This window comes from Frigoribacterium sp. VKM Ac-1396, assembly GCF_015350895.1.
Lineage (GTDB): Bacteria > Actinomycetota > Actinomycetes > Actinomycetales > Microbacteriaceae > Frigoribacterium.
The window spans coordinates 595,833-615,144 of record NZ_JADKSD010000001.1 but is presented as its reverse complement, the minus strand read 5'-3'; the positions used below and the strand labels follow the sequence as shown (position 1 = coordinate 615,144).

The following is a 19,312-nucleotide window of genomic DNA, read 5'->3' as shown; positions in this document are numbered from 1 at the left end:
CGCCGGGCGGGCGGCTCAGTGCACGGGATCGAGCAGCCCGGGGTGGTCGACGGTCGTCGTGCCGACCTCGGGGCCGACCTCGTGGTGCAGCAGGCGGTCGGCGATCTCGGTGCCGAGACCGGCGATGCCCTGCACCAGGTCGTCGTCGCCCTCGGTCTCGGGGTCGAGCCAGTCGTCCATGACGTCGGTCCCGACGAGCACCGGCATGCGGTCGTGCACCTCGGACACGGGACCCGAGGAGGCGCGGGTCAGGACGGTCGTCGACAGCAGCCACCGAGACGGGGCGCCCACCTCGGCGGACGGGTCGCGCCACCACTCGTAGAGCGCGCCGAACAGGATCACCTCGTCGTCGGGCAGGCGGACGAGGACCGGGCGCTTCCGGCCGTCGGGCAGCGTCTGCCACTCGTACCAGCCCGTGGCCGGCACCAGCCCCCGTCGAGAGACGACGGCGTCGCGGAACGACGGCTTCTCGGCGGCCGACTCGGAGCGCGCGTTGAACAGCGGGGGACCGGCGTCGGGGCCCGTCGACCCGCCGGGCACGAGGCCCCAGCGGGCGGCGGCGAGTCGCCGCACCGGCGGGCCCCCCGCGTCGTCGCCCCGCGGCGCGGCGTCGACCAGCAGACTCACCGGCCGAGTCGGAGCGATATTCCAGGAAGGCTCTGGGAGACTTTCTCCTGATACATCGACGTCGAACAGGGCCACCAGGTCGCTCGAGGCGCGTGCCATCACGAATCGTCCGCACATGCGATCCATTCTGGTGGCAGCCGCCGACAACCGGTGACCGACACCACGGTCACCCCCGACGTCGTCGCACCATGCCCGACCCCGTCGAGGCATCGCCACGAAACGGAGAAACGTTGCTCGTCACCGACGTCAATGACGCACTGCCCGGGGGTTCACCACTGCTCAGGAACGAGCCCGTCCAGGCCCGCAGCTCGGCGCGGCTCACCGGCCTGCTCGACGCGGCCGCGGCCATCATCGACGAGATCGGCTACGAGCGTCTGACGACGGCCATGGTGGCCGAGCGTGCGGGCGCCTCGATCGGCACCGTCTACCGGTACTTCCCCGACCGCATCGCCGTCGTCGACGCCCTGGCCCTCCGCTGCGTCCAGCGGCTGACCGGCCGGGTGACCGAGGCCGTGTCCGACGACGACGTCACCGACTGGCGCCGTGCCGTCGAGCTGTTCGTCGACGCCAAGGCCGAGATGTACCGCAGCGAGCCCGGGTTCCGCGCCATCCGCTTCGGTGACGCGCCCGACGTGCGCACGCCCGAGTCGCGCCAGTACACGAGCCCGCTGGCCGACCAGCTGTCGGCCGTCTTCGTCGACCACTGCTCGGTCGCCCGCACCGACGAGCTCGAGCTGGGCCTGCAGGTCGCGGTCGAGATCGCCAACGCCCTGCTGGCACGCGCGTTCATCGACGACATCACGGGCGACGAGCGCTTCGTCGGCCAGTGCCGGTCGGTGCTGACGGGCTATCTCGAGCCCCTCGTCACCCTGAACTGACCTCGCGGGCCGTGTGACGGCGTGTGTCCCGCGCCTCGGCGAGGTCGATGACACATCGTCGAGAACTGTGGTTGGGTGAACGCCCTGGCAAGTGTCGATTCGTGCTGCCCACGAGGAATGAGCCACCCATGATCGAGTTCCGCTCCGTGACGAAGCAGTACCCCGACGGCACCCTGGCGGTCGACGACTTCAGCCTCGTGATCCCGTCCCGCAAGACCACGGTCTTCGTCGGCTCGAGTGGGTGTGGCAAGACGACCATCCTCCGCATGATCAACCGGATGGTCGACCCGACCTCCGGCGTCATCGAGATCGACGGCAAGTCGATCGGCGACCTCGAGCCCGTGGGGCTCCGCCGCAGCATCGGCTACGTCATGCAGAACTCCGGGCTGCTGCCGCACCGCAAGGTCGTCGACAACATCGCGACCGTGCCCGTCCTCAAGGGCACCTCCAAGAAGGAGGCGCGCGACCGGGCCCTCGAGCTGATGGACACCGTCGGCCTCGACCGCGGCCTCGCCCAGCGCTACCCGAGCCAGCTGTCCGGTGGGCAGCAGCAGCGCGTCGGCGTCGCCCGCGGGCTCGCCGTCGACCCGAACATCCTGCTGATGGACGAGCCGTTCGGAGCCGTCGACCCGCTCGTCCGCTCCGACCTCCAGCAAGAGCTCATCCGCCTGCAGCGCGAGCTCGACAAGACGGTCGTCTTCGTGACCCACGACATCGACGAGGCCTTCTACCTCGGCGACCAGGTCGTCATCCTCGAGAAGGGTGGGCACATCGCCCAGCAGGGCACCCCGGCCGAGATCCTGTCGGCCCCGGCGACCGACTTCGTCGCCGAGTTCGTCGGGGCCAACCGGGGCAAGCGCGCCCTGCACGTCGAGCAGACCCCGACCGGGCAGGTGGTGGTCGACGGTGACGGACGGACCGCCGGGGTGCTGACCGAGTCGGTCCGAGGTGGGCAGGCGTCGTGAACTGGATCGTGTCGAACAGCGACTACATCCTCGACAAGACGATCGTGCACCTCGGCCTCAGCGTGCCGCCGGTCGTCCTGGCCTTCGTCATCTCGCTGCCGATCGGGTGGTTCGCGAACCGCTACCGGGTCTCCCGGGGCATCCTCACGGTCGCCGGCCTCTTCTACGCCATCCCGTCGCTGCCCCTGCTGATCGCCCTGCCCGTCGTGTTCGGCACCTCGCTCCGCAGTCCGATCAACATCGTCATCGGCCTCACCCTCTACGGCGTCGCCCTCATGGTGAGATCGGTGGCCGACGCCCTCGCGGCGGTCGAGGCGGACGTCAAGCAATCGGCGACGGCCGTGGGGTACTCGTCGTGGCAACGGTTCTGGCGGGTGGAGTTCCCCCTGGCCGGTCCGGTCATGCTCGCCGGCCTCCGGGTCGTCGTCGTGAGCACGGTGAGCCTCGCCACCGTCGGGGGAGTGCTCGGCGTGAACGGTCTCGGCCTGCTGTTCATCGACGGCTTCCAGCGCGACATCACCGCCGAGATCGTGACGGGCATCGTCCTGACGATCGTCATGGCCCTCGTGCTGGACTTCGTGCTGGTGCTCGTCGGGCGGGTGCTGATGCCCTGGAGTCGCAAGGATTCCGCGCAGAAGCCCGTGGCGCCGGTCCAGGCTCGCCAGAAGGTCGTGTTCCCGTGAACTTCTTCGTCGAGGCCTTCGCCTGGCTGGCCGACCCGATCCACTGGACCGGCGTCGACGGCATCCCCACGAGGCTGGGGCAGCACCTCTGGTACAGCGCGCTGTCGGTCGTGATCGCCTCGGTCATCGCGATCCCCGTCGGGTTCTTGATCGGGCACACCGGTCGTGGTCGCTCGATCGCCGTCTCGGTCTCGGGTGGCGCCCGGGCCCTTCCCTCGTTCGGCGTCATCACCTTGATCGCCCTCGCCGTCGGCATCGGTCTCACCGCACCGATCGTCTCGTTCGTCATCCTGGCGATCCCGTCCGTCCTGGCCGGCGCCTACTCGGGTTTCGAGGCCGTCGACCGCAAGACCGTCGACGCCGCACGGGCCGTCGGCATGACCGAGTGGCAGATCATGACGAAGGTCGAGATGCCCCTCGGCCTGCCCCTCCTGATCGGTGGCATCCGGTCGGCCGTCCTCCAGGTCGTCGCGACGGCGACCTTGGCCACCTTCGTCGGTGCGGGCGGTCTCGGCAGCTACATCATCACGGGCCTCCGGGCGAACGACTACCCGAAGATGCTGGCGGGCTCCATCCTCGTCATCGCCCTCGCGGTCGTCCTCGAGATCGTGTTCTCGATCGTCCAGCGTCTCGTCGTCCCCGCCGGGGTCACGGCCGGACGCCCCTCCGACACCCGCTCCAAGGCCGTCCGGCCCGGGGCGGTCACGGCAACACCCCTCACGAAAGGCACACAGTGATCACAGCGAACAAGAAGGGCCGGCTCACCGTTCTCGGCGCAGTCGCGATCGGGGCCGTGGTGGCCCTGGCAGGGTGCTCGTCGAGCGACCCGCTGAGCTCGGGCGACTCGTCCGCGTCGAGCGACGGTGACACGCTCGTCATCGGATCGCAGCAGTACTACTCGAACGAGATCATCGCCGAGCTCTACGCCCAGGCCCTCGAGGCCAAGGGCTACACGGTCGACCGTCAGTACCAGATCGGCCAGCGCGAGGTGTACCTGCCCGAGCTCGAGTCCGGCAAGATCGACGTCTTCCCCGAGTACACCGGCAACCTGCTCCAGTACTACGACAAAGAAGAGACCGCGAAGTCGCCCGAAGAGGTCGAGGCCGCCCTGGCCGAGGCCCTTCCCGACGGGCTGACCGCCCTGAAGGCCGCCGAGGCGTCCGACCAGGACAGCTACAACGTGACGAAGGAGTTCTCGGAAGAGAACGACATCACGAGCCTCGCCGACCTGAAGAACTACTCCGGCACACTGACGCTCGGCGCCCCGCCCGAGAACGCCGAACGTCCGTACGGCCCTCCCGGCCTGAAGAGCGTCTACGGCGTCGACGTGACCTCGACCCCGATCGACGACGGCGGTGGCCCGCTGACGGTCAAGGCCCTCACCGACGGCAGCGTCCAGCTGGCCGACATCTACACGGCCAGCCCGCTGATCGCCGAGAACGACCTCGTCACCCTGGACGACCCCGAGAACATGATCCTGCCGCAGAACGTGGTCCCGATCGTGTCCGACAAGGTCGACTCCGACGCGCAGGACGTCATCGACAGCGTCGACGCGATCCTGAGCCCCTCCGACCTGCAGGAGCTCAACTCGAAGAGCCAGACCGACAAGGAGTCCTCGGCCACGATCGCCAAGGACTACCTGACCGATAAGGGCCTGCTCGACAACTAGGCAGACCTCCTCAGAGAGCCCCGTTCCGTCCGCGGAACGGGGCTCTTCGTCTTGCCGGAGCGCTTTCACAGCGAGTGCACGGCGTCCGACAGCCCAAAGCGACAGGTGTCGGTTATCTCTGGATCTAGGCTCGACACGTCCCGACGGTGCGACGCACGACCACCACCACATCCGAGGGAGAAGGCGCATCCCGATGAACGAGCTGCTCGACCCGCTGCTGTTGTCCCGTTGGCAGTTCGGGCTCACCACGATCTACCACTTCCTCTTCGTGCCGCTCACGATCGGCATGGCGTTCACGGTGGCGGTGTTCCAGACGGCCTGGGTGCGCACCGGCCGCATCCACTACCTGCAGCTGACCCGGTTCTTCGGCAAGATCTTCTTGATCAATTTCGCCATGGGCGTCGTCACCGGCATCGTCCAGGAGTTCCAGTTCGGCATGAACTGGTCCGACTACTCACGCTTCGTCGGAGACGTGTTCGGTGCCCCGCTCGCGCTCGAGGGCCTGCTCGCGTTCTTCCTCGAGGCCACCTTCATCGGCATCTGGATCTTCGGCTGGGACAAGGTGCCGCCCAAGCTGCACCTGCTGAGCATCTGGGGCGCGACCGTCGGCAGCGTCCTCTCGGCGTACTTCATCATCGCGGCGAACGCCTTCATGCAGAACCCGGTCGGCTACGACATCAACGAGGAGAAGGGCCGGGCCGAGCTCACCAGCATCTGGGAGGTGCTCACCAACAAGGTGGCCCTCGCCGCGTTCCCGCACACCATCTTCGCCTGCTTCATGGTCTCGGCCGCGGTCATCGTCGCGGTGGCCGCCTGGCACCTCTCGCGCAACCAGCACCTCGAGACGATGCGACCGGCCTTGCGGTTCGGCCTCTGGACGATGGTCGTCGCCGGCGGACTGACCTTCCTGACGGGCGACCAGCTAGGTCTCGCCATGGTCGAGACGCAGCCCATGAAGATGGCGGCCGCCGAAGCGCTCTACAAGACCAGCACCGGCGCCGACGCCTCGTTCTCGATCTTCACCCTGGGCACGCCCGACGGGGTGCACGAGCTCTTCAGCATCCGGGTGCCGTACCTGCTGTCGTTCCTCTCGACGCACACGTTCGACGGCACGGTCGAGGGCATCGACGACCTGCAGGCTCAGTACGTGCAGCTCTACGGGCCAGGTGACTACACCCCGATGATCTGGGTCACCTACTGGTCGTTCCGCTGGATGATGGGCCTCGGCATGGTCAGCGTCCTCGTCTCGCTCGTCGGCCTCTGGATCACCCGCGGTGGGCGTCTGCCGCAGAACCGGTGGGTGTGGCGGGCCGCGGTCTTCAGCTACCCGATGCCCCTCCTCGCCATGATCGTCGGCTGGGTCTTCACCGAGATGGGACGGCAGCCCTGGCTCGTCTTCGGGCTGCTCAAGACCGAGGACGGCGTCTCGCCCGGGGTCACCGGCCTGACGGTGCTCATCTCCCTCGTCGCCTTCACCCTCGTCTACGGCACGCTCGCCGTCGTCGAGTTCAGGCTCATCGTCAAGGCCGCCCAGCAGGGGCCGGCCGACGCCCCCGAGCCCGACCCCGTCTCGGGCGAGATCCGCCACGAGGCCACGGTCTACTGATGCGCCCGACCCCCTCCGCCACGTCGCGAGAAAGGCTCTGACCATGGACCTCCCCACCCTCTGGTTCGTCGTCCTCGGCTTCTTCTTCGTCGGCTACTTCGTGCTCGACGGCTTCGACTTCGGGGTCGGCATGTCGTTGCCCTTCCTCGGGCGCGACGACACCGACCGTCGCGTCCTGATCAACACGATCGGTCCCGTCTGGGACCTCAACGAGACCTGGGTCATCGTGGCGGGCGCCTTCATGTTCGCGGCGTTCCCCGAGTGGTACGCCACGCTGTTCAGCGGCTTCTACCTGCTGATGCTGCTCATCCTCCTGGCCCTGATCGCCCGCGGCGTCTCGTTCGAGTACCGGCACCAGCGCCCCGAGGCCTCGTGGAGGCGCCGGTTCGACCTGATGATCGTCGTCGGCTCGGCGGTTCCCGCGTTCGTCTGGGGCCTCGTCTTCGCCAACGTCGTCCAGGGCGTCCCGCTCGACGCGGGGCACGACTACACCGGGACGCTGCTCGACCTGCTGGGCCCCTACGCCCTGCTGGGCGGCCTCACGACCCTGCTGCTCTTCTTCACGCACGGTGTGGTCTTCGTCACGCTCAAGACCGAGGGCGCGATCCGCGAGCGCGCCCGCCGCCTGGGCGTCCGAGCCGGGGCCGTCACGATCGTCGTCGCGGCGAGCTTCCTGGCCCTCACCACGCTGATGCACGGCACCCTCGCGTCGACGGCGCTCTCGGTCGTGGCGGCCGTCAGCCTGATCGCGTCGTTCGTCGCGAACCTGCGCGGTCGCGAGGGACGGTCCTTCGGCCTCATGGCCGTCACGATCGCGCTGGCGGTGGCGAGCTTGTTCGCCGCGCTCTTCCCCGCCGTGATGCCCGCGAGCAACGATCCGGCGAACAGCCTGACGATCGCCAACGCGTCGAGCTCGACGTACACCCTGACGATCATGAGCTGGGTCGCCCTCGTCTTCGTCCCGCTCATCCTCGGCTACCAGGGGTTCACCTACTGGATCTTCCGCAAACGGATCAGCCGTGCGGCGATCCCGGCCGCGCACTGAGCCGGCGTCCGTGAAACCGCTCGACCCGCGCCTCCTGCGCCACGCCTCCGCCGCCCGGGTGTTCCTCGGGCTGGGCGCCGTGCTCGGTCTCGCCCAGACGATCGCGATCGTCGCCGTGGCATGGTTCACGACGTCGGCCGTCGTGCAGGTCGTCGACGGGCGGTCCGTCGACGGGCTCGCGACCACCCTGCTCGGGCTCGGCGTCTCGGTGGCGGTGCGGTCCCTGGTGGCCTGGGCCCTCGAGGTGGCCGCCGCGCGGGCCGCGGCCGAGGTCAAGAGCCAGCTGCGGGCCCGGGTCGTCCGGGCGGTCGTCGAGCGGGGCCGCGCCTGGGTCGACCGACACTCGTCGGCGCGCGTCGCCACCCTCGTCGGCCCCGGGCTCGACGCGCTCGACGACTACTTCGCCCGCTACCTGCCGCAGCTCGTGCTGACCGCCGTGGCGACGCCGCTGCTGATCGTCGTCATGGGCCTGCACGACTGGTTGTCGGCCCTGATCGTCGTGCTGACGCTGCCCCTGATCCCGGTCTTCATGGTGCTGATCGGTTGGACGACCCGTGCCGCCCACTCTCGACAGTGGGACCGCCTCACCCGTCTCGCCTCGTCGTTCGCCGACGCCGTGGGCGGCGTGTCGACGCTCAAGGCCTTCGGCCGCGAGCAGCGGCAGGTCGCGCGCATCGGTCGCCTGACCGACGAGCACCGGGTCGAGACGATGGCCGTGCTGCGCGTGTCGTTCCTCAGCGGGTTCGTGCTCGAGCTCGCGGCGTCGCTGTCGGTCGCGCTCGTCGCCGTGTCGATCGGCATCCGACTCGTCGAGGGGTCGATGGGCCTGACCGCCGGCCTCTTCGTGCTGCTGCTCACCCCCGAGGCCTACCTGCCCCTGCGTCAGGTCGGAGCCCAGTACCACGCCGCCGCCGACGGGGTCGCCGCCGCCGCGGAGGTCTTCGAGTTGCTCGCCGACGACCACGACGACGCGCGTGCGGCGACCACGATCGCCGCCGTCCCGTCGGCCGCCGGGGAGGCGCTCGTCGCCGCGGACGCGCCCGCGGACCCGGGCACGCCCGTCGCGGAGGGCCGTGGGGCACCCGGCGTCGTGGCCGACGCCCTCGTCGTCGACCGGCTCACGGTCCGCCGAGGAGGCGCGGTGCGGCTGTCCGAGACCTCGTTCGTCGCCGAGACCGGTCGCGTCACCGCGGTCGTCGGCCCGAGTGGCGCCGGCAAGTCGACGCTGCTCGACGCCGTGCTCGGGCTCGAACCGTCCGAGGGGCGCGTGGTCTGGCGCAGCTCGGGCGAGCGGCCCGCCCGCACCGAGATCGCCTGGTCCGGCCAGTCGCCCATGCTCTCGTCCGGCACGGTGGCCGAGAACGTCGCCCTCGGCGATCGGGGCGAGCCCGACGCGGCGGCGGTGGTCCGGGCACTCGACCTCGCGGGGGCGGCCGGTCTCGACCCGGCCCTCGAGCTCGGCGCCGGCGGCCAGGGGCTGTCCGGCGGGCAGGCGCAGCGGGTGTCGGTGGCCCGGGCCCTGTACCGGCTCGACCGGGTGGGGTCGCGCCTCCTGCTGGTCGACGAGCCGTCGTCGGCGCTCGACCGGGTCACCGAGGCCCGGGTCGTGTCGGGCCTGCGACGCATCGCGGCCACGGGAGTCGCCGTGGTCGTCGTCACGCACCGCCCGGCCGTCAGCGACGCGGCCGACGTCGTCGTCCCGATCGGAGGCCCCTCGTGACCCGCTCGCTGCTCCGCACCGCCCAGCCCGACGCACGGCGGGCGGCACCCGGCATCGTCGCCGGGTCGCTCAGCGCCCTCTCGGCCGTCGCCCTGCTCGCCGCGTCGGCCTACCTCATCACGCGCGCCGCCGAGCAGCCGCCGATCCTCTACCTCTCGCTCGCCGTGGTCGGCGTCCGCGCCTTCGCACTGACCCGGGCGGTGTTCCGCTACCTCGAACGTCTCGCGAGCCACGACGCGGCCTTCCGCCAGCTGGCGGTCGTCCGCACCGAGCTCTACCGGCGGCTCGTCCGCGTCGCACCGGCGGGCCTCGGCCGCACCGATCGCGGCGACCTCCTGGCGCGCGTCGTGGGTGACGTCGACGCCCTGCAAGACCTGCCCCTGCGGGTCGTCCAACCGCTCGTGGTGTCGGGCCTCACCTCGGTCGTCGCGGTGGTCGGCGTGGCCCTCGTCTCGCCGGCCGCGGCGGCCGTCCTGGGCGGCGCGCTGATCATGGCCCTCGTGGTCGGCTGCGTCGCCGCCGACCGGCTCGCCCGGCGGAGCGAGCGCACCCTGGCCGCTCGACGGGGTGCGCTCTCGGCGGCCGTGGTCGACCTCGTGCAGAACCTCGACGTGCTCGTGGCGTTCGAGGCGGTCGAGGCGCGACTCGGCCGGGTGGCGACGCTCGACGCCGACCTGCGCCGCGCCTCCTCGCGTCGGGCGCTGACGGCCGGTGTGGTCGCCGCGGTCCTGTCGGCACTCTCGGGCGCGGCGGTGCTCGTGACGATCCCGGTCGTGGCACCCGCCGTCGCCTCGGGAGGCCTCTCGGGGCCGGCCTTCGCCCTGGTCACGCTCGTGCCGCTCGCGGTCTTCGAGGTCGTCGGCGCCGTGCCGACGGCCGTGCTCGCCTGGCGACGGGTGCGGGCGAGCGGGCAGCGCGTGGACTCGGCCGTGCCGAGCGAGGTGCCGGACGGCGTCGTGGACGACGAGGCCGTGCCCTCGGGGTCCGTCGACGCCCTCGAGCCCGATCCGGCTGCCGCAGCCGGTACCACGACGCCCGCGACGCGACCCGCGCTGCCGCCCGTCACGCAGCCGGCGCTGCGCCTCCGTGACGTCTCGGCGACCTGGCCGGGGGCCGCGGGCCCGGCCCTGCGCGGCGTCGACCTCGACGTGGCCGTGGGCGACCGGATCGTCGTCGAGGGCCCGAGCGGTGCCGGCAAGACCACGCTCGCCTCGGTGCTCGCGCGCTTCGTCGAGCACACCGGACGCTACGAGGTCGGGGGAGTCGACACCGCGACGCTGGCGCCGGCCACCGTGCGCGCGACGGTGGGCCTCATCGAGCAGGCGCCCTACCTCTTCGACGAGTCGCTGCGGCAGAACCTGCTCTTCGCCCGCGACACCGCCACCGACGACGAGTTGCTCGCGGTGCTCGACCGCGTGGGCCTCGGCGGCTGGGCCGACGCGCGGGGAGGGCTCGACGCCCCGGTGGGCGAGCGGGGCGTCCTCGTCTCGGGTGGTCAGGCCCAGCGCGTCTCGCTGGCCCGTGCCCTGCTGCGCGGGTTCCCGGTGCTCGTGCTCGACGAGCCCACGGCCGGCCTCGACCCCGAGACCGCCCGGCGGCTCGTGCGCGACGTCCTCACGACCGCGCGGGACGACGGCTCCACGGTCGTCGTCGTCTCGCACGTCGAGGTGCCGCTCGAGCTGGTGACGCGTCGCGTGCGCGTCGAGGCGGGGCGGCTGCGCGAGGTGTCGGTCGGGGTCGAGGCCGGTGTCGGGGTCGGGGTCGAGGCCGAAGTCGGGGTCGGGGTCGGTGTCGGGGTCGCAGCGTCGGCAGCGTCCCCTGCCGGGACAAACGCCGAGCCAGGGCTCCACGGCTGACCCCCTCTGCGAGCGCCGCCCCGGTCACCCGTCGATCGGCCGGCGCAGTCGATCGAGTCGGCCCCGCCAGAGGGCGAGGCGCCCGGGCTCCTCGGCGGGCGAGGGGCCCCCGACCCACCCGGTGACGATGCGGAGGCCGTGCAACGCGCTAAGGCTCCACACCTCGAACCCGTCGAGCTCGTCGGGCCGGGTGCGGTCGTGCAGCACGTCGACGCCGAGGACGGCGGCGAGCGTCGTCAGGGTCCGCAGCGTCACGCCGGGCAGGCGCGGCAGGTCGTCGGCAGGCAGGCAGAGGGCGTCGCCGCGCCACCAGACGATCGAGCTCCAGGCGCCCTCGACGACGTGCCCCTCGGGCGAGAGCAGCACGGCTTCGTCGGCTCCGCGGGCCCGCGCGTCGGCGACGAGGCCGCCGAGTGCCGCGAGGTCGGGTCCCTTGACGGTGGGGTGCGTGCGGGGGTCGTGGTCGGCGGTCGCGAGGACCACCGAGCGGCGCCGAGGGGGAGCAGGCCGGAGGCGCAGCTGCAACCGCACACGACCCGCGTCGTCGGGGCGCTCGTCCGCCCGCTCGTCCGCGACGAGTTCGACGCGGGGGAACCACGCGCCCGTCCGGGGCAGGGCCGCGACGGCCGCCGACCAGAACGCCGTCACCTCGTCGGCGTCGGGGCCCGTCGCGGCGTCGGCCACCGAGCCGGCGAACCGGTCGCGGTGCACGTCGAGGGCGAGCACGCGGCCGTCGTCGACGAGCCACGAGTCCGCGACCAGGAGGCGCGGGTCGGCCTCGTCGTCCCGCCCGCCGTCGACCGGCCGCAGCTCGGCGCCCTGCCAGACGTGCAGCACCTCGCCGGCCCGCGGGCCCGCATCCGGCCCGCCCGCATCCGGCCCGCCCGCATCCGGCCCGCCCGCATCCGGCCCGCCCGCGGCCGGCGCGCCCGCGCTCGGCGCGCCCGCGCTCATCGGTCCACACTCATCGGGTCGGGGTTCCGCTCATAGGATCGAGGGTATGCGCCCCGCGGTCGTCCGATCCTCCCTGCCGTGGCGCGACCCCGAGTCCGTCGTGCGGCACCTGGGCGGGGTCGGCGACCTCGTCTGGCGGGACGCGGGCGTCGACGCCCCCCGGGGCCGGTCGGTCGTCGGCTGGGGTCGCCCCGCGACCGGCGACGTGCGCGACGGCAGCGCGGACCGGCTCTGGCAGGCGGTGCGCGACGACCTGGCCGAGGTCGAACCCGGCAGCGACCCGCTCGGCTGGGCCGGCTGGCTCGGCTACGGCTTCGGCTGCCGCCTGATCGACCTCGACGCCACCGAGGGGCACCGACCGGCGGCCACCTCCGCCACGGCGGCCGCCGAGGGGGACGCGCCCGACCTCGCCCTGCTCGACGTCGACCGGGCCCTCGTGTTCGACCACGCCGCGCGCTCGGTCGAGGCCGTGGCGCGTGGAGGCGACCCGTGGCCCGGCCGGGTCGCCGAGACCTGGGGCGACGTGCCGGTCGCGCCGCCGGTGCCCTGGCCGACCCGCGCCTCCTCTGGTGGGGTCGGCACGCCGGCGGTGCGCTGGCGGCACCGTCCCGACGAGTACCTCGACCTGATCGACCGCTGTCGCCGCGCCATCGCGGCGGGTGAGGCGTACCAGCTCTGCCTGACGACGGCCGTCGACGTCGTGGGGGAGGTCGACGCCCTCGACGCCTTCGCGCGCCTCCGTCGGTCGTCGCCGGCGCCACACGCGTCGTTCGTCCGCGTCGGCGACGTGGCCGTCGTGGGGGCGTCACCCGAGTCGTTCGTCGAGGTGTCGGCCGACGGCCTCGTCTCGTCGTCGCCGATCAAGGGCACGCGCCGACGCGGAGCGGGGGCCGACGACGACTCGCTCGCCCGTGAGCTGCTCGAGAGCGAGAAGGAGCGCGCCGAGAACGTCATGATCGTCGACCTCGTGCGCAACGACCTGGCCCGCGTGGCCCGTCTCGGCTCGGTCGAGGTCACCGAACTGCTCGCGGTGCACTCGTACCGGCACGTCCACCAGCTGGTCAGCACGGTGAGGGCGCGACTTGCGCCGGGGCGCACGGCGACCGACGTGGTCGAGGCGGCCTTCCCGGCGGGGTCGATGACCGGGGCACCCAAGCGTCGTGCCGTCGAGCTGCTGGCCGGGTTCGAGGGCGCGCCCCGGGGCGTCTACTCGGGAGCGACGGGGTGGCTCGGTCGCGACGGGTCGGCGCACCTGGCGATGGTCATCCGATCGATCGAGGTGCGCGGGGCCCTGACCGCGGCCCCGGGACGGCCCGCGCGGCCGGCCGGGGCGCGCATCGGCGTGGGCGGCGGCATCACGATCTCGTCGGTGCCGGCCGACGAACGCGACGAGGTCGAGCTGAAGGCCGCGGCCCTGCTCGCCGTGCTCGGCGTCCGCGCGGCCGACGGGGGCCCGGTGCGCATGTCGTGACGCGGCGCGGCGTTCGATAGCCTTGTCGCGGATCGCTGCGCTCAGCGCACGTCGTCGTGCCCACGCACGGGCGGTCCGCCCCCACCGCACCGACTGCCAGCAGTGAATGAGAGCCCCGTGGCACACGAGCACGACACGACCGCGACCGACGCCTCCCCGGCCCGCACGCCCCACGACGGCGTGCCCGAGCGCGAGTACGACGTCGCCCGCCTGCAAGAGAAGTGGCAGGCCCGGTGGGACGCCGAGCAGCCCTTCGTCGTCGACCCCGACGACAAGCGCCCGCGCAAGTACATCCTCGACATGTTCCCGTACCCCTCGGGCGACCTGCACATGGGGCACGCCGAGCAGTACGCGCTCGGCGACATGGTCACGCGCTACTGGCGGCAGCAGGGCTTCAACGTCCTCCACCCGATCGGCTGGGACAGCTTCGGGCTGCCCGCCGAGAACGCGGCCATCAAGCGCGGGGTCGACCCCCGCGAGTGGACGTACGCCAACATCGCGCAGCAGAAGCAGAGCATGAAGCTGTACGCCCCGTCGTTCGACTGGAGCCGCGTGCTGCACACGAGCGACCCCGAGTACTACAAGTGGAACCAGTGGCTGTTCCTCCAGATGTTCGAGAAGGGCCTCGCCTACCGGAAGGACAGCTGGGTCAACTGGGACCCGGTCGACCAGACCGTACTGGCCAACGAGCAGGTGCTGCCCGACGGCACGAGCGACCGGTCGGGTGCCGTCGTCGTCAAGAAGAAGCTGACGCAGTGGTACTTCAAGATCACCGACTACGCCGACCGCCTGCTCGACGACCTCAACCAGCTCGAGGGCCGCTGGCCGACCAAGGTGCTGAACATGCAGCGCAACTGGATCGGCCGGTCGATCGGTGCCGACGTGCACTTCACGATCGAGGGCCGCGACGAGAAGGTCACGGTCTTCACCACGCGCCCCGACACCCTGTACGGCGCGACCTTCATGGTCGTCGCCCCCGACTCCGACCTGGCGGCCGAGCTCGTCGCCGACGCGACCGACGACGTCAAGGCGACCTTCGCCGAGTACCTCGTCGAGGTGCAGAAGGCCACCGAGATCGAGCGTCAGTCCAGTGAGCGCCCCAAGACGGGCGTGCCGCTCGGCCGGGTGGCCGTCAACCCGCTCACCGGCGACCCCATGCCGGTCTGGGCGGCCGACTACGTGCTGGCGGACTACGGCCACGGTGCGGTCATGGCCGTGCCCGCGCACGACCAGCGCGACCTCGACTTCGCCCGCAAGTACGACCTGCCGGTGCGCGTCGTGGTCGACACGAACGCTCCCGTCACGGGGGTCATCCCCAAGCTCGAACTCGACGACGACGGCCAGGCGATCCTGCCCGACGACCTGCCCGACCTGAACCCGCGCGAGACGGGCGTGGCGCTGACCGGCGACGGCCGCCTGATGAACTCGGGCGCCCTGACCGGCCTGAGCAAGTCGAACGCGATCAAGCGCGTCGTCGAGCTGCTCGAGGCCTCCGGCGACGGCAAGGCGGCCAAGACGTACCGCCTGCGCGACTGGCTGATCTCGCGCCAGCGCTTCTGGGGCACGCCCATCCCGATCGTGCACGGCGCCGACGGCGTCGAGGTGCCCGTGCCCTACGACGAGCTGCCCGTCCGGTTGCCGTCGACCGAGGGCCTCGACCTGAAGCCCAAGGGCAGCTCGCCGCTCGGCGCGGCCACCGACTGGGTGACCGTGCCCGACCCGCGCGACGGCTCGCCGGCGCGTCGCGACGCCGACACGATGGACACCTTCGTCGACAGCTCGTGGTACTTCCTGCGGTTCCTCGACCCGACCGACGCCGACCGCGCCTTCGACCCGGCCCAGGCCAGCAAGTGGGCGCCGGTCGACCAGTACGTCGGCGGCGTCGAGCACGCGATCCTGCACCTGCTCTACGCACGCTTCATCACGAAGGTGCTCTTCGACCTCGGCCACGTCGACTTCACCGAGCCGTTCAGCGCGCTGCTGAACCAGGGCATGGTGTTGCAGGACGGCGCGAAGATGAGCAAGAGCAAGGGCAACGTCGTCAGCCTCTCCGACGAGATCGACAAGCACGGCGTCGACGCCATCCGCCTGACGATGGCCTTCGCCGGCCCGCCCGAAGACGACATCGACTGGGCCGACGTCTCGCCGGCCGGTTCGGCCAAGTTCCTCGCCCGGGCGTTCCGTCTCGCGACCGACGTCGACAGCTCGCCCGACGTGGTCTGGGCCGACGGCGACCAGGCCCTGCGCCGGGTCACGCACCGGTTCCTGGCCGAGGCCCCGGGGCTCAGCGAGGCGTTCAAGTACAACGTCGTCGTCGCCCGCCTGATGGAGCTCACCAACGCCGTCCGCAAGGCCATCGACTCCGGGCCCGGTGCCTCCGACCCGGCCGTGCGCGAGGCGACCGAGACCGTCGCGCTGGGGCTCTCGCTCTTCGCTCCCTACACGGCGTCCGAGATGTGGGAGAAGCTCGGCTACGACGGCGGCGGCATCGCCACGTACGGCTGGCGGAAGGCCGACCCGACCCTGCTGGTCGAGACGAGCGTCACGGCCGTGGTGCAGGTCAACGGCAAGGTGCGCGACCGGCTCGAGGTCTCACCGAAGATCGGCTCGGACGAGCTCGAGGCCCTCGCTCGTGACTCGGCCGCCGTCCAGCGGGCGATCGGCGACAAGCAGATCGTCAACGTCATCGTGCGGGCTCCCCGTCTGGTGAACATCGCGGTGAAGTAGGCCACGCCGGGGGCGTCTCGTCCCCACCCGCCGACGGCCGTCCTGGTTCCCCCAGGGCGGCCGTCGTCGCGTGTGGGAGCGGACGCCCGCTCGTACCGTGACGGGTCATGACCGTCAGCTTCCGCACCGCCGTCGACCCGTCAGAGCCGGGTGGTCCGCGGTGGCGCGTCGGCCTGGGGGCGGTCGTCGTGCTCCTGCTGGTCGTCCTGGCCGTGAGCGTCGGCGTGTCGGCGTTCGCCACCCGAGGAGGCGCGGGTGACGACCTCGTGACCGTCGAGCCGGGCACCGGGGCGGGGCCGTCCGCAGGGCCCGGCACCGCGCCTCCCGGAGTTGCCTCGGTCGTCTTCGTCCACGTGCTCGGCCAGGTGGCGTCGCCCGGCCTCTTCGAGCTGCCCGAGGGCTCGCGCGTCGTGGACGTCGTGGCGGCCGCCGGCGGCTTCACCGCCGAGGCGGACCAGGCGGCCGTCAACCTGGCACGGCCGCTCGTCGACGGAGAACAGCTGCGGGTGCCGGCCGTGGGCGAGGTGGTCGACGGTTCGCCGGCGGGCGGCGGGCTCGGGGCCGGGGCCGGGGCCGGGGGCGTTGGCGGGGGTGCTGCCGGCGGGGCGGGCGTCGACGGCGTGGTCGACCTGAACCTTGCCGACGACGCCGCCCTGCAGACCCTGCCCGGGGTCGGTCCGGCGACGGCGGCGGCGATCCTGGCCTGGCGTGACGAGAACGGGCGCTTCCGCAGCGTCGACGACCTGCTCGGCGTGCCGGGCATCGGGCCGAAGACGCTCGAGAAGCTGCGCGACCGGGTGCGGGTGTGACGCCCGGGCGGGTGCTCGACCTGCGGCTCGGCGTGCCCGTGGGGGTGGCGTGGGCCGGGCTCGCGATCGGGGTGACCCGGCCGGGGCTGCTGGCGCTCGTCGCCACGGTCGCACTCGTCGTCGGGGTGGTCGCGCTGGGGGCGGCCGTGGTCACCCGACAGACGGCGGGGGCGTCGCGGGCGGCGGGGGCCGTGCTGCTGGTGGTGGCCCTGGGGGCCGGGCTCTGTGCCGGGCTGACGGGTCAGGCGGCGACGCGTGACGGGGTCCGTCACCCGGGGGTGCTCGTGGCGGCCACCGGCCATGCGGTGACGGTCGAGGGCCGGGCGCTCGACCGGGTCGAGGGACGGTCCGACGTGCTGACCCTGTCGGTCGACCGGGTCGACGTCGGACCGGGGGTGGTGTCGCTCCGGTCGGCCGTGGCCGTCCGGCTGTTCGGAGCGCGGGCCGGCGTCGCCCGCCCGGTCGAGATCGGCTCGCGCGTGTCGGCCCGACTCGTGCTGGGCCCCGTGAGGTACGGCGAGTCGGTCGCGTTCGAGGGTGGTGCGGTCGGGCCGCTCGGCGTCCTGGCCGCGCCCCGGGGGGCGTCGGCCTGGTCGAACGGGCTGCGCGCGTCCTTCCGCACCGTGGCCGCGCGCCTGCCGGGTGACGGCGGGGCCCTGCTGCCCGGTCTCGCGATCGGCGACACCGCAGGCGTGCCCGACGACCTCGACGCCGACATGAGAGCAGCGTCGCTCAGCCACCTCACGGCGGTGTCGGGCTCGAACTGCGCCGTGCTCGTCACACTCGTGATGCTCGGGGGAGCCCTGCTGCGGGTGCCCCGGCTCGTGCGGTCGGCGCTGGCCGCCGCCGTGCTCGCCGCCTTCGTCGTGCTCGTCACCCCCGAGCCGAGCATCGTCCGGGCCACCGTCATGGCCGTCCTGGTGCTCGTCCACCTCGCCGTCGCCCGGCCGATCGCGGGCGTGCCCGTCGTCGCCCTGGCCGTGGCCGTCCTGCTCGTCGTCGACCCGTGGCTGGCGCGCGACCTCGCCTTCGTCCTGTCGGTCCTCGCCACCGCCGGTCTGGTCGTGCTGGGTGGACCGCTGACCGCCCTGCTCGCCCGGCTCGTGCCCGAGCCCGTGGCGGCGGCCTTCGCCGTGCCGGCCGCGGCGCAACTCGCGTGTCAGCCGGTCCTGCTCGCCCTCGAACCGAGCATCGCGCTGCACGGCGTGCCCGCGAACGTGCTCGCCGGCCCCGCGGCCCCGGTGGCGACCGTCGGGGGCCTGGCGGTCTGCGTGCTGGCCCCGTGGGCTCCCGGGGTGGCCGACGTCGTCGCCGGGGTCTCGTGGCTGCCCGCGTCGTGGGTCGCCGCCGTGGCGCGCGCGGCGGCGACCTGGCCGGTGACCCGCGTCGACTGGAGCCCGTCGGGGCTCGGCGTGGCCGCGCTGGTCGGCCTGACCGCCCTGGTCGTCGTCGCCGTCGTGGCCCGGGCCGGGGGCCGCACGCGGGCCGTCACGACGGCGCTGCTCGTCGCCGTCGTGACCGTGACCGCAGGTGTCGTGACCGGGCGCACCCTCGTGACCCGCGCCTCCGTGCCCGACGACTGGGTGGTGGCCCAGTGCGACGTGGGGCAGGGCGACGCCGTGCTGGTGCGCAGCGGCCCGGCCGTCGCGCTGATCGACGTGGGCGACGACGAGGCCGCCCTCGACCGGTGCCTGTCGACCTTCGGCGTCGGGAGCGTCGACCTGCTCGTGCTGACCCACTTCGACCGTGACCACGTGGGGGCGGTCGACGCGGTCGCCGGTCGCGTCGGGACGGCGCTGGTCGGCCCGACCGGCCGGTCGGTCGACGCGGCCGTCGTGTCGGCGTTGGCCGACGCGGGTGCCGACGTGCAGGAGGCGCGGGCCGGCACCCGAGGGCGTCTCGGCGACCTCACGTGGCGGTTGCTCTGGCCGCCGCCCGAGGCCCCGGCGGGCAACGACGCCAGCCTGGTGCTGCGGGTCGACTCCGGCCCCGGGTGCACGACGGGGTGCCTGTCGCTGCTCGACCTGGGCGATCTCGGCGAGACCGCCCAGCGGCGCCTGGTCGCGTCGGCCGAGGCCGAGGACGCGGACGCGCTCGCCCGGGTGGACGTCGTCAAGGTGTCGCACCACGGTTCGGCCGACCAACTCGCCGAGCTCTACGAGCGGATGGCGGCTCGTGTCGGGCTCATCGGGGTCGGGGCGGACAACTCGTACGGGCACCCGACCGACACCGCCCTCGACGCGGTCCGCGCGGCCGGGGGAGTCGTCGTCCGCAGCGACCAGGCGGGCGAGGCCGCGGTCGT

The 19,312-nt window shown here is 72.7% G+C and carries 14 protein-coding genes and 1 pseudogene; 13 read left to right on the top strand and 2 right to left on the bottom strand.

Features of this window, described 5'->3' with window-relative positions; genetic code table 11:
* Positions 1 to 15: 15 nt before the first annotated feature.
* Positions 16 to 744 carry an SOS response-associated peptidase gene (locus ITJ55_RS02880; protein ID WP_194593992.1) on the bottom strand — a complete coding sequence of 243 codons (729 nt, stop codon included), beginning with the start codon at positions 742 to 744 and terminating at the stop codon, positions 16 to 18.
* 113 nt (positions 745 to 857) lie between these two features.
* Here ITJ55_RS02880 and ITJ55_RS02875 point away from each other — a divergent pair, with 113 nt between their 5' ends.
* The 9 genes from ITJ55_RS02875 to cydC all read left to right on the top strand — a co-directional run bounded on the left by ITJ55_RS02875 (position 858) and on the right by cydC (position 11,049).
* Positions 858 to 1,505 carry a TetR/AcrR family transcriptional regulator gene (locus ITJ55_RS02875; protein ID WP_228497550.1) on the top strand — a complete coding sequence of 216 codons (648 nt, stop codon included), beginning with the start codon at positions 858 to 860 and terminating at the stop codon, positions 1,503 to 1,505.
* Between the two features lie 128 nt (positions 1,506 to 1,633).
* Positions 1,634 to 2,470, top strand: coding sequence for an ABC transporter ATP-binding protein (locus tag ITJ55_RS02870; protein WP_056256855.1), 837 nt, complete (start codon positions 1,634 to 1,636; stop codon positions 2,468 to 2,470).
* Positions 2,467 to 3,153: an ABC transporter permease subunit gene (locus ITJ55_RS02865; RefSeq protein ID WP_194593990.1), complete on the top strand. Its 687-nt coding sequence runs from the start codon at positions 2,467 to 2,469 to the stop codon at positions 3,151 to 3,153. The genes ITJ55_RS02870 and ITJ55_RS02865 overlap by 4 nt, the downstream gene beginning before the upstream one ends.
* A complete protein-coding gene (locus ITJ55_RS02860) occupies positions 3,150 to 3,890 on the top strand; it encodes an ABC transporter permease (RefSeq protein WP_194593989.1) in 741 nt (246 codons plus the stop codon). Before ITJ55_RS02865 ends, ITJ55_RS02860 begins: the two co-directional genes overlap by 4 nt.
* The gene (locus ITJ55_RS02855) at positions 3,887 to 4,822 is read left to right on the top strand and encodes an ABC transporter substrate-binding protein (RefSeq protein ID WP_194593988.1); all 936 of its coding nucleotides are present in this window, start codon (positions 3,887 to 3,889) and stop codon (positions 4,820 to 4,822) included. Before ITJ55_RS02860 ends, ITJ55_RS02855 begins: the two co-directional genes overlap by 4 nt.
* Before the next feature lie 193 nt (positions 4,823 to 5,015).
* Positions 5,016 to 6,428: a cytochrome ubiquinol oxidase subunit I gene (locus ITJ55_RS02850; protein ID WP_194593987.1), complete on the top strand. Its 1,413-nt coding sequence runs from the start codon at positions 5,016 to 5,018 to the stop codon at positions 6,426 to 6,428.
* Between the two features lie 43 nt (positions 6,429 to 6,471).
* Positions 6,472 to 7,473, top strand: a complete 1,002-nt coding sequence (gene cydB, locus ITJ55_RS02845; protein ID WP_194593986.1) for a cytochrome d ubiquinol oxidase subunit II — start codon at positions 6,472 to 6,474, stop codon at positions 7,471 to 7,473.
* A gap of 10 nt (positions 7,474 to 7,483) precedes the next feature.
* On the top strand, positions 7,484 to 9,193 hold the full coding sequence (cydD, locus tag ITJ55_RS15880; protein WP_370543985.1) for a thiol reductant ABC exporter subunit CydD: 1,710 nt from the start codon (positions 7,484 to 7,486) through the stop codon (positions 9,191 to 9,193).
* On the top strand, positions 9,190 to 11,049 hold the full coding sequence (gene cydC, locus ITJ55_RS15875; RefSeq protein ID WP_370543984.1) for a thiol reductant ABC exporter subunit CydC: 1,860 nt from the start codon (positions 9,190 to 9,192) through the stop codon (positions 11,047 to 11,049). Before cydD ends, cydC begins: the two co-directional genes overlap by 4 nt.
* A 24-nt stretch (positions 11,050 to 11,073) precedes the next feature.
* Here cydC and ITJ55_RS02835 read toward each other — a convergent pair whose 3' ends face one another.
* The gene (locus ITJ55_RS02835) at positions 11,074 to 12,003 is read right to left on the bottom strand and encodes an aminotransferase class IV (protein ID WP_194593985.1); all 930 of its coding nucleotides are present in this window, start codon (positions 12,001 to 12,003) and stop codon (positions 11,074 to 11,076) included.
* 46 nt (positions 12,004 to 12,049) lie between these two features.
* Here ITJ55_RS02835 and ITJ55_RS02830 point away from each other — a divergent pair, with 46 nt between their 5' ends.
* The 4 genes and pseudogenes from ITJ55_RS02830 to ITJ55_RS16440 all read left to right on the top strand — a co-directional run.
* The gene (locus tag ITJ55_RS02830; RefSeq protein WP_194593984.1) at positions 12,050 to 13,474 is read left to right on the top strand and encodes an anthranilate synthase component I family protein; all 1,425 of its coding nucleotides are present in this window, start codon (positions 12,050 to 12,052) and stop codon (positions 13,472 to 13,474) included.
* Positions 13,475 to 13,654: 180 nt separating this feature from the next.
* Entirely contained in the window at positions 13,655 to 16,201 is a 2,547-nt protein-coding gene (gene leuS / locus ITJ55_RS02825; RefSeq protein ID WP_194594718.1) for a leucine--tRNA ligase, read from the top strand.
* Between the two features lie 107 nt (positions 16,202 to 16,308).
* A complete protein-coding gene (locus tag ITJ55_RS02820) occupies positions 16,309 to 17,010 on the top strand; it encodes a ComEA family DNA-binding protein (RefSeq protein WP_194593983.1) in 702 nt (233 codons plus the stop codon).
* Positions 17,007 to 18,806 (top strand): annotated as a pseudogene (locus ITJ55_RS16440) (ComEC/Rec2 family competence protein); the annotation flags it as partial. The gene ITJ55_RS02820 and the pseudogene ITJ55_RS16440, both read left to right, overlap by 4 nt.
* Positions 18,807 to 19,312: the final 506 nt, after the last annotated feature.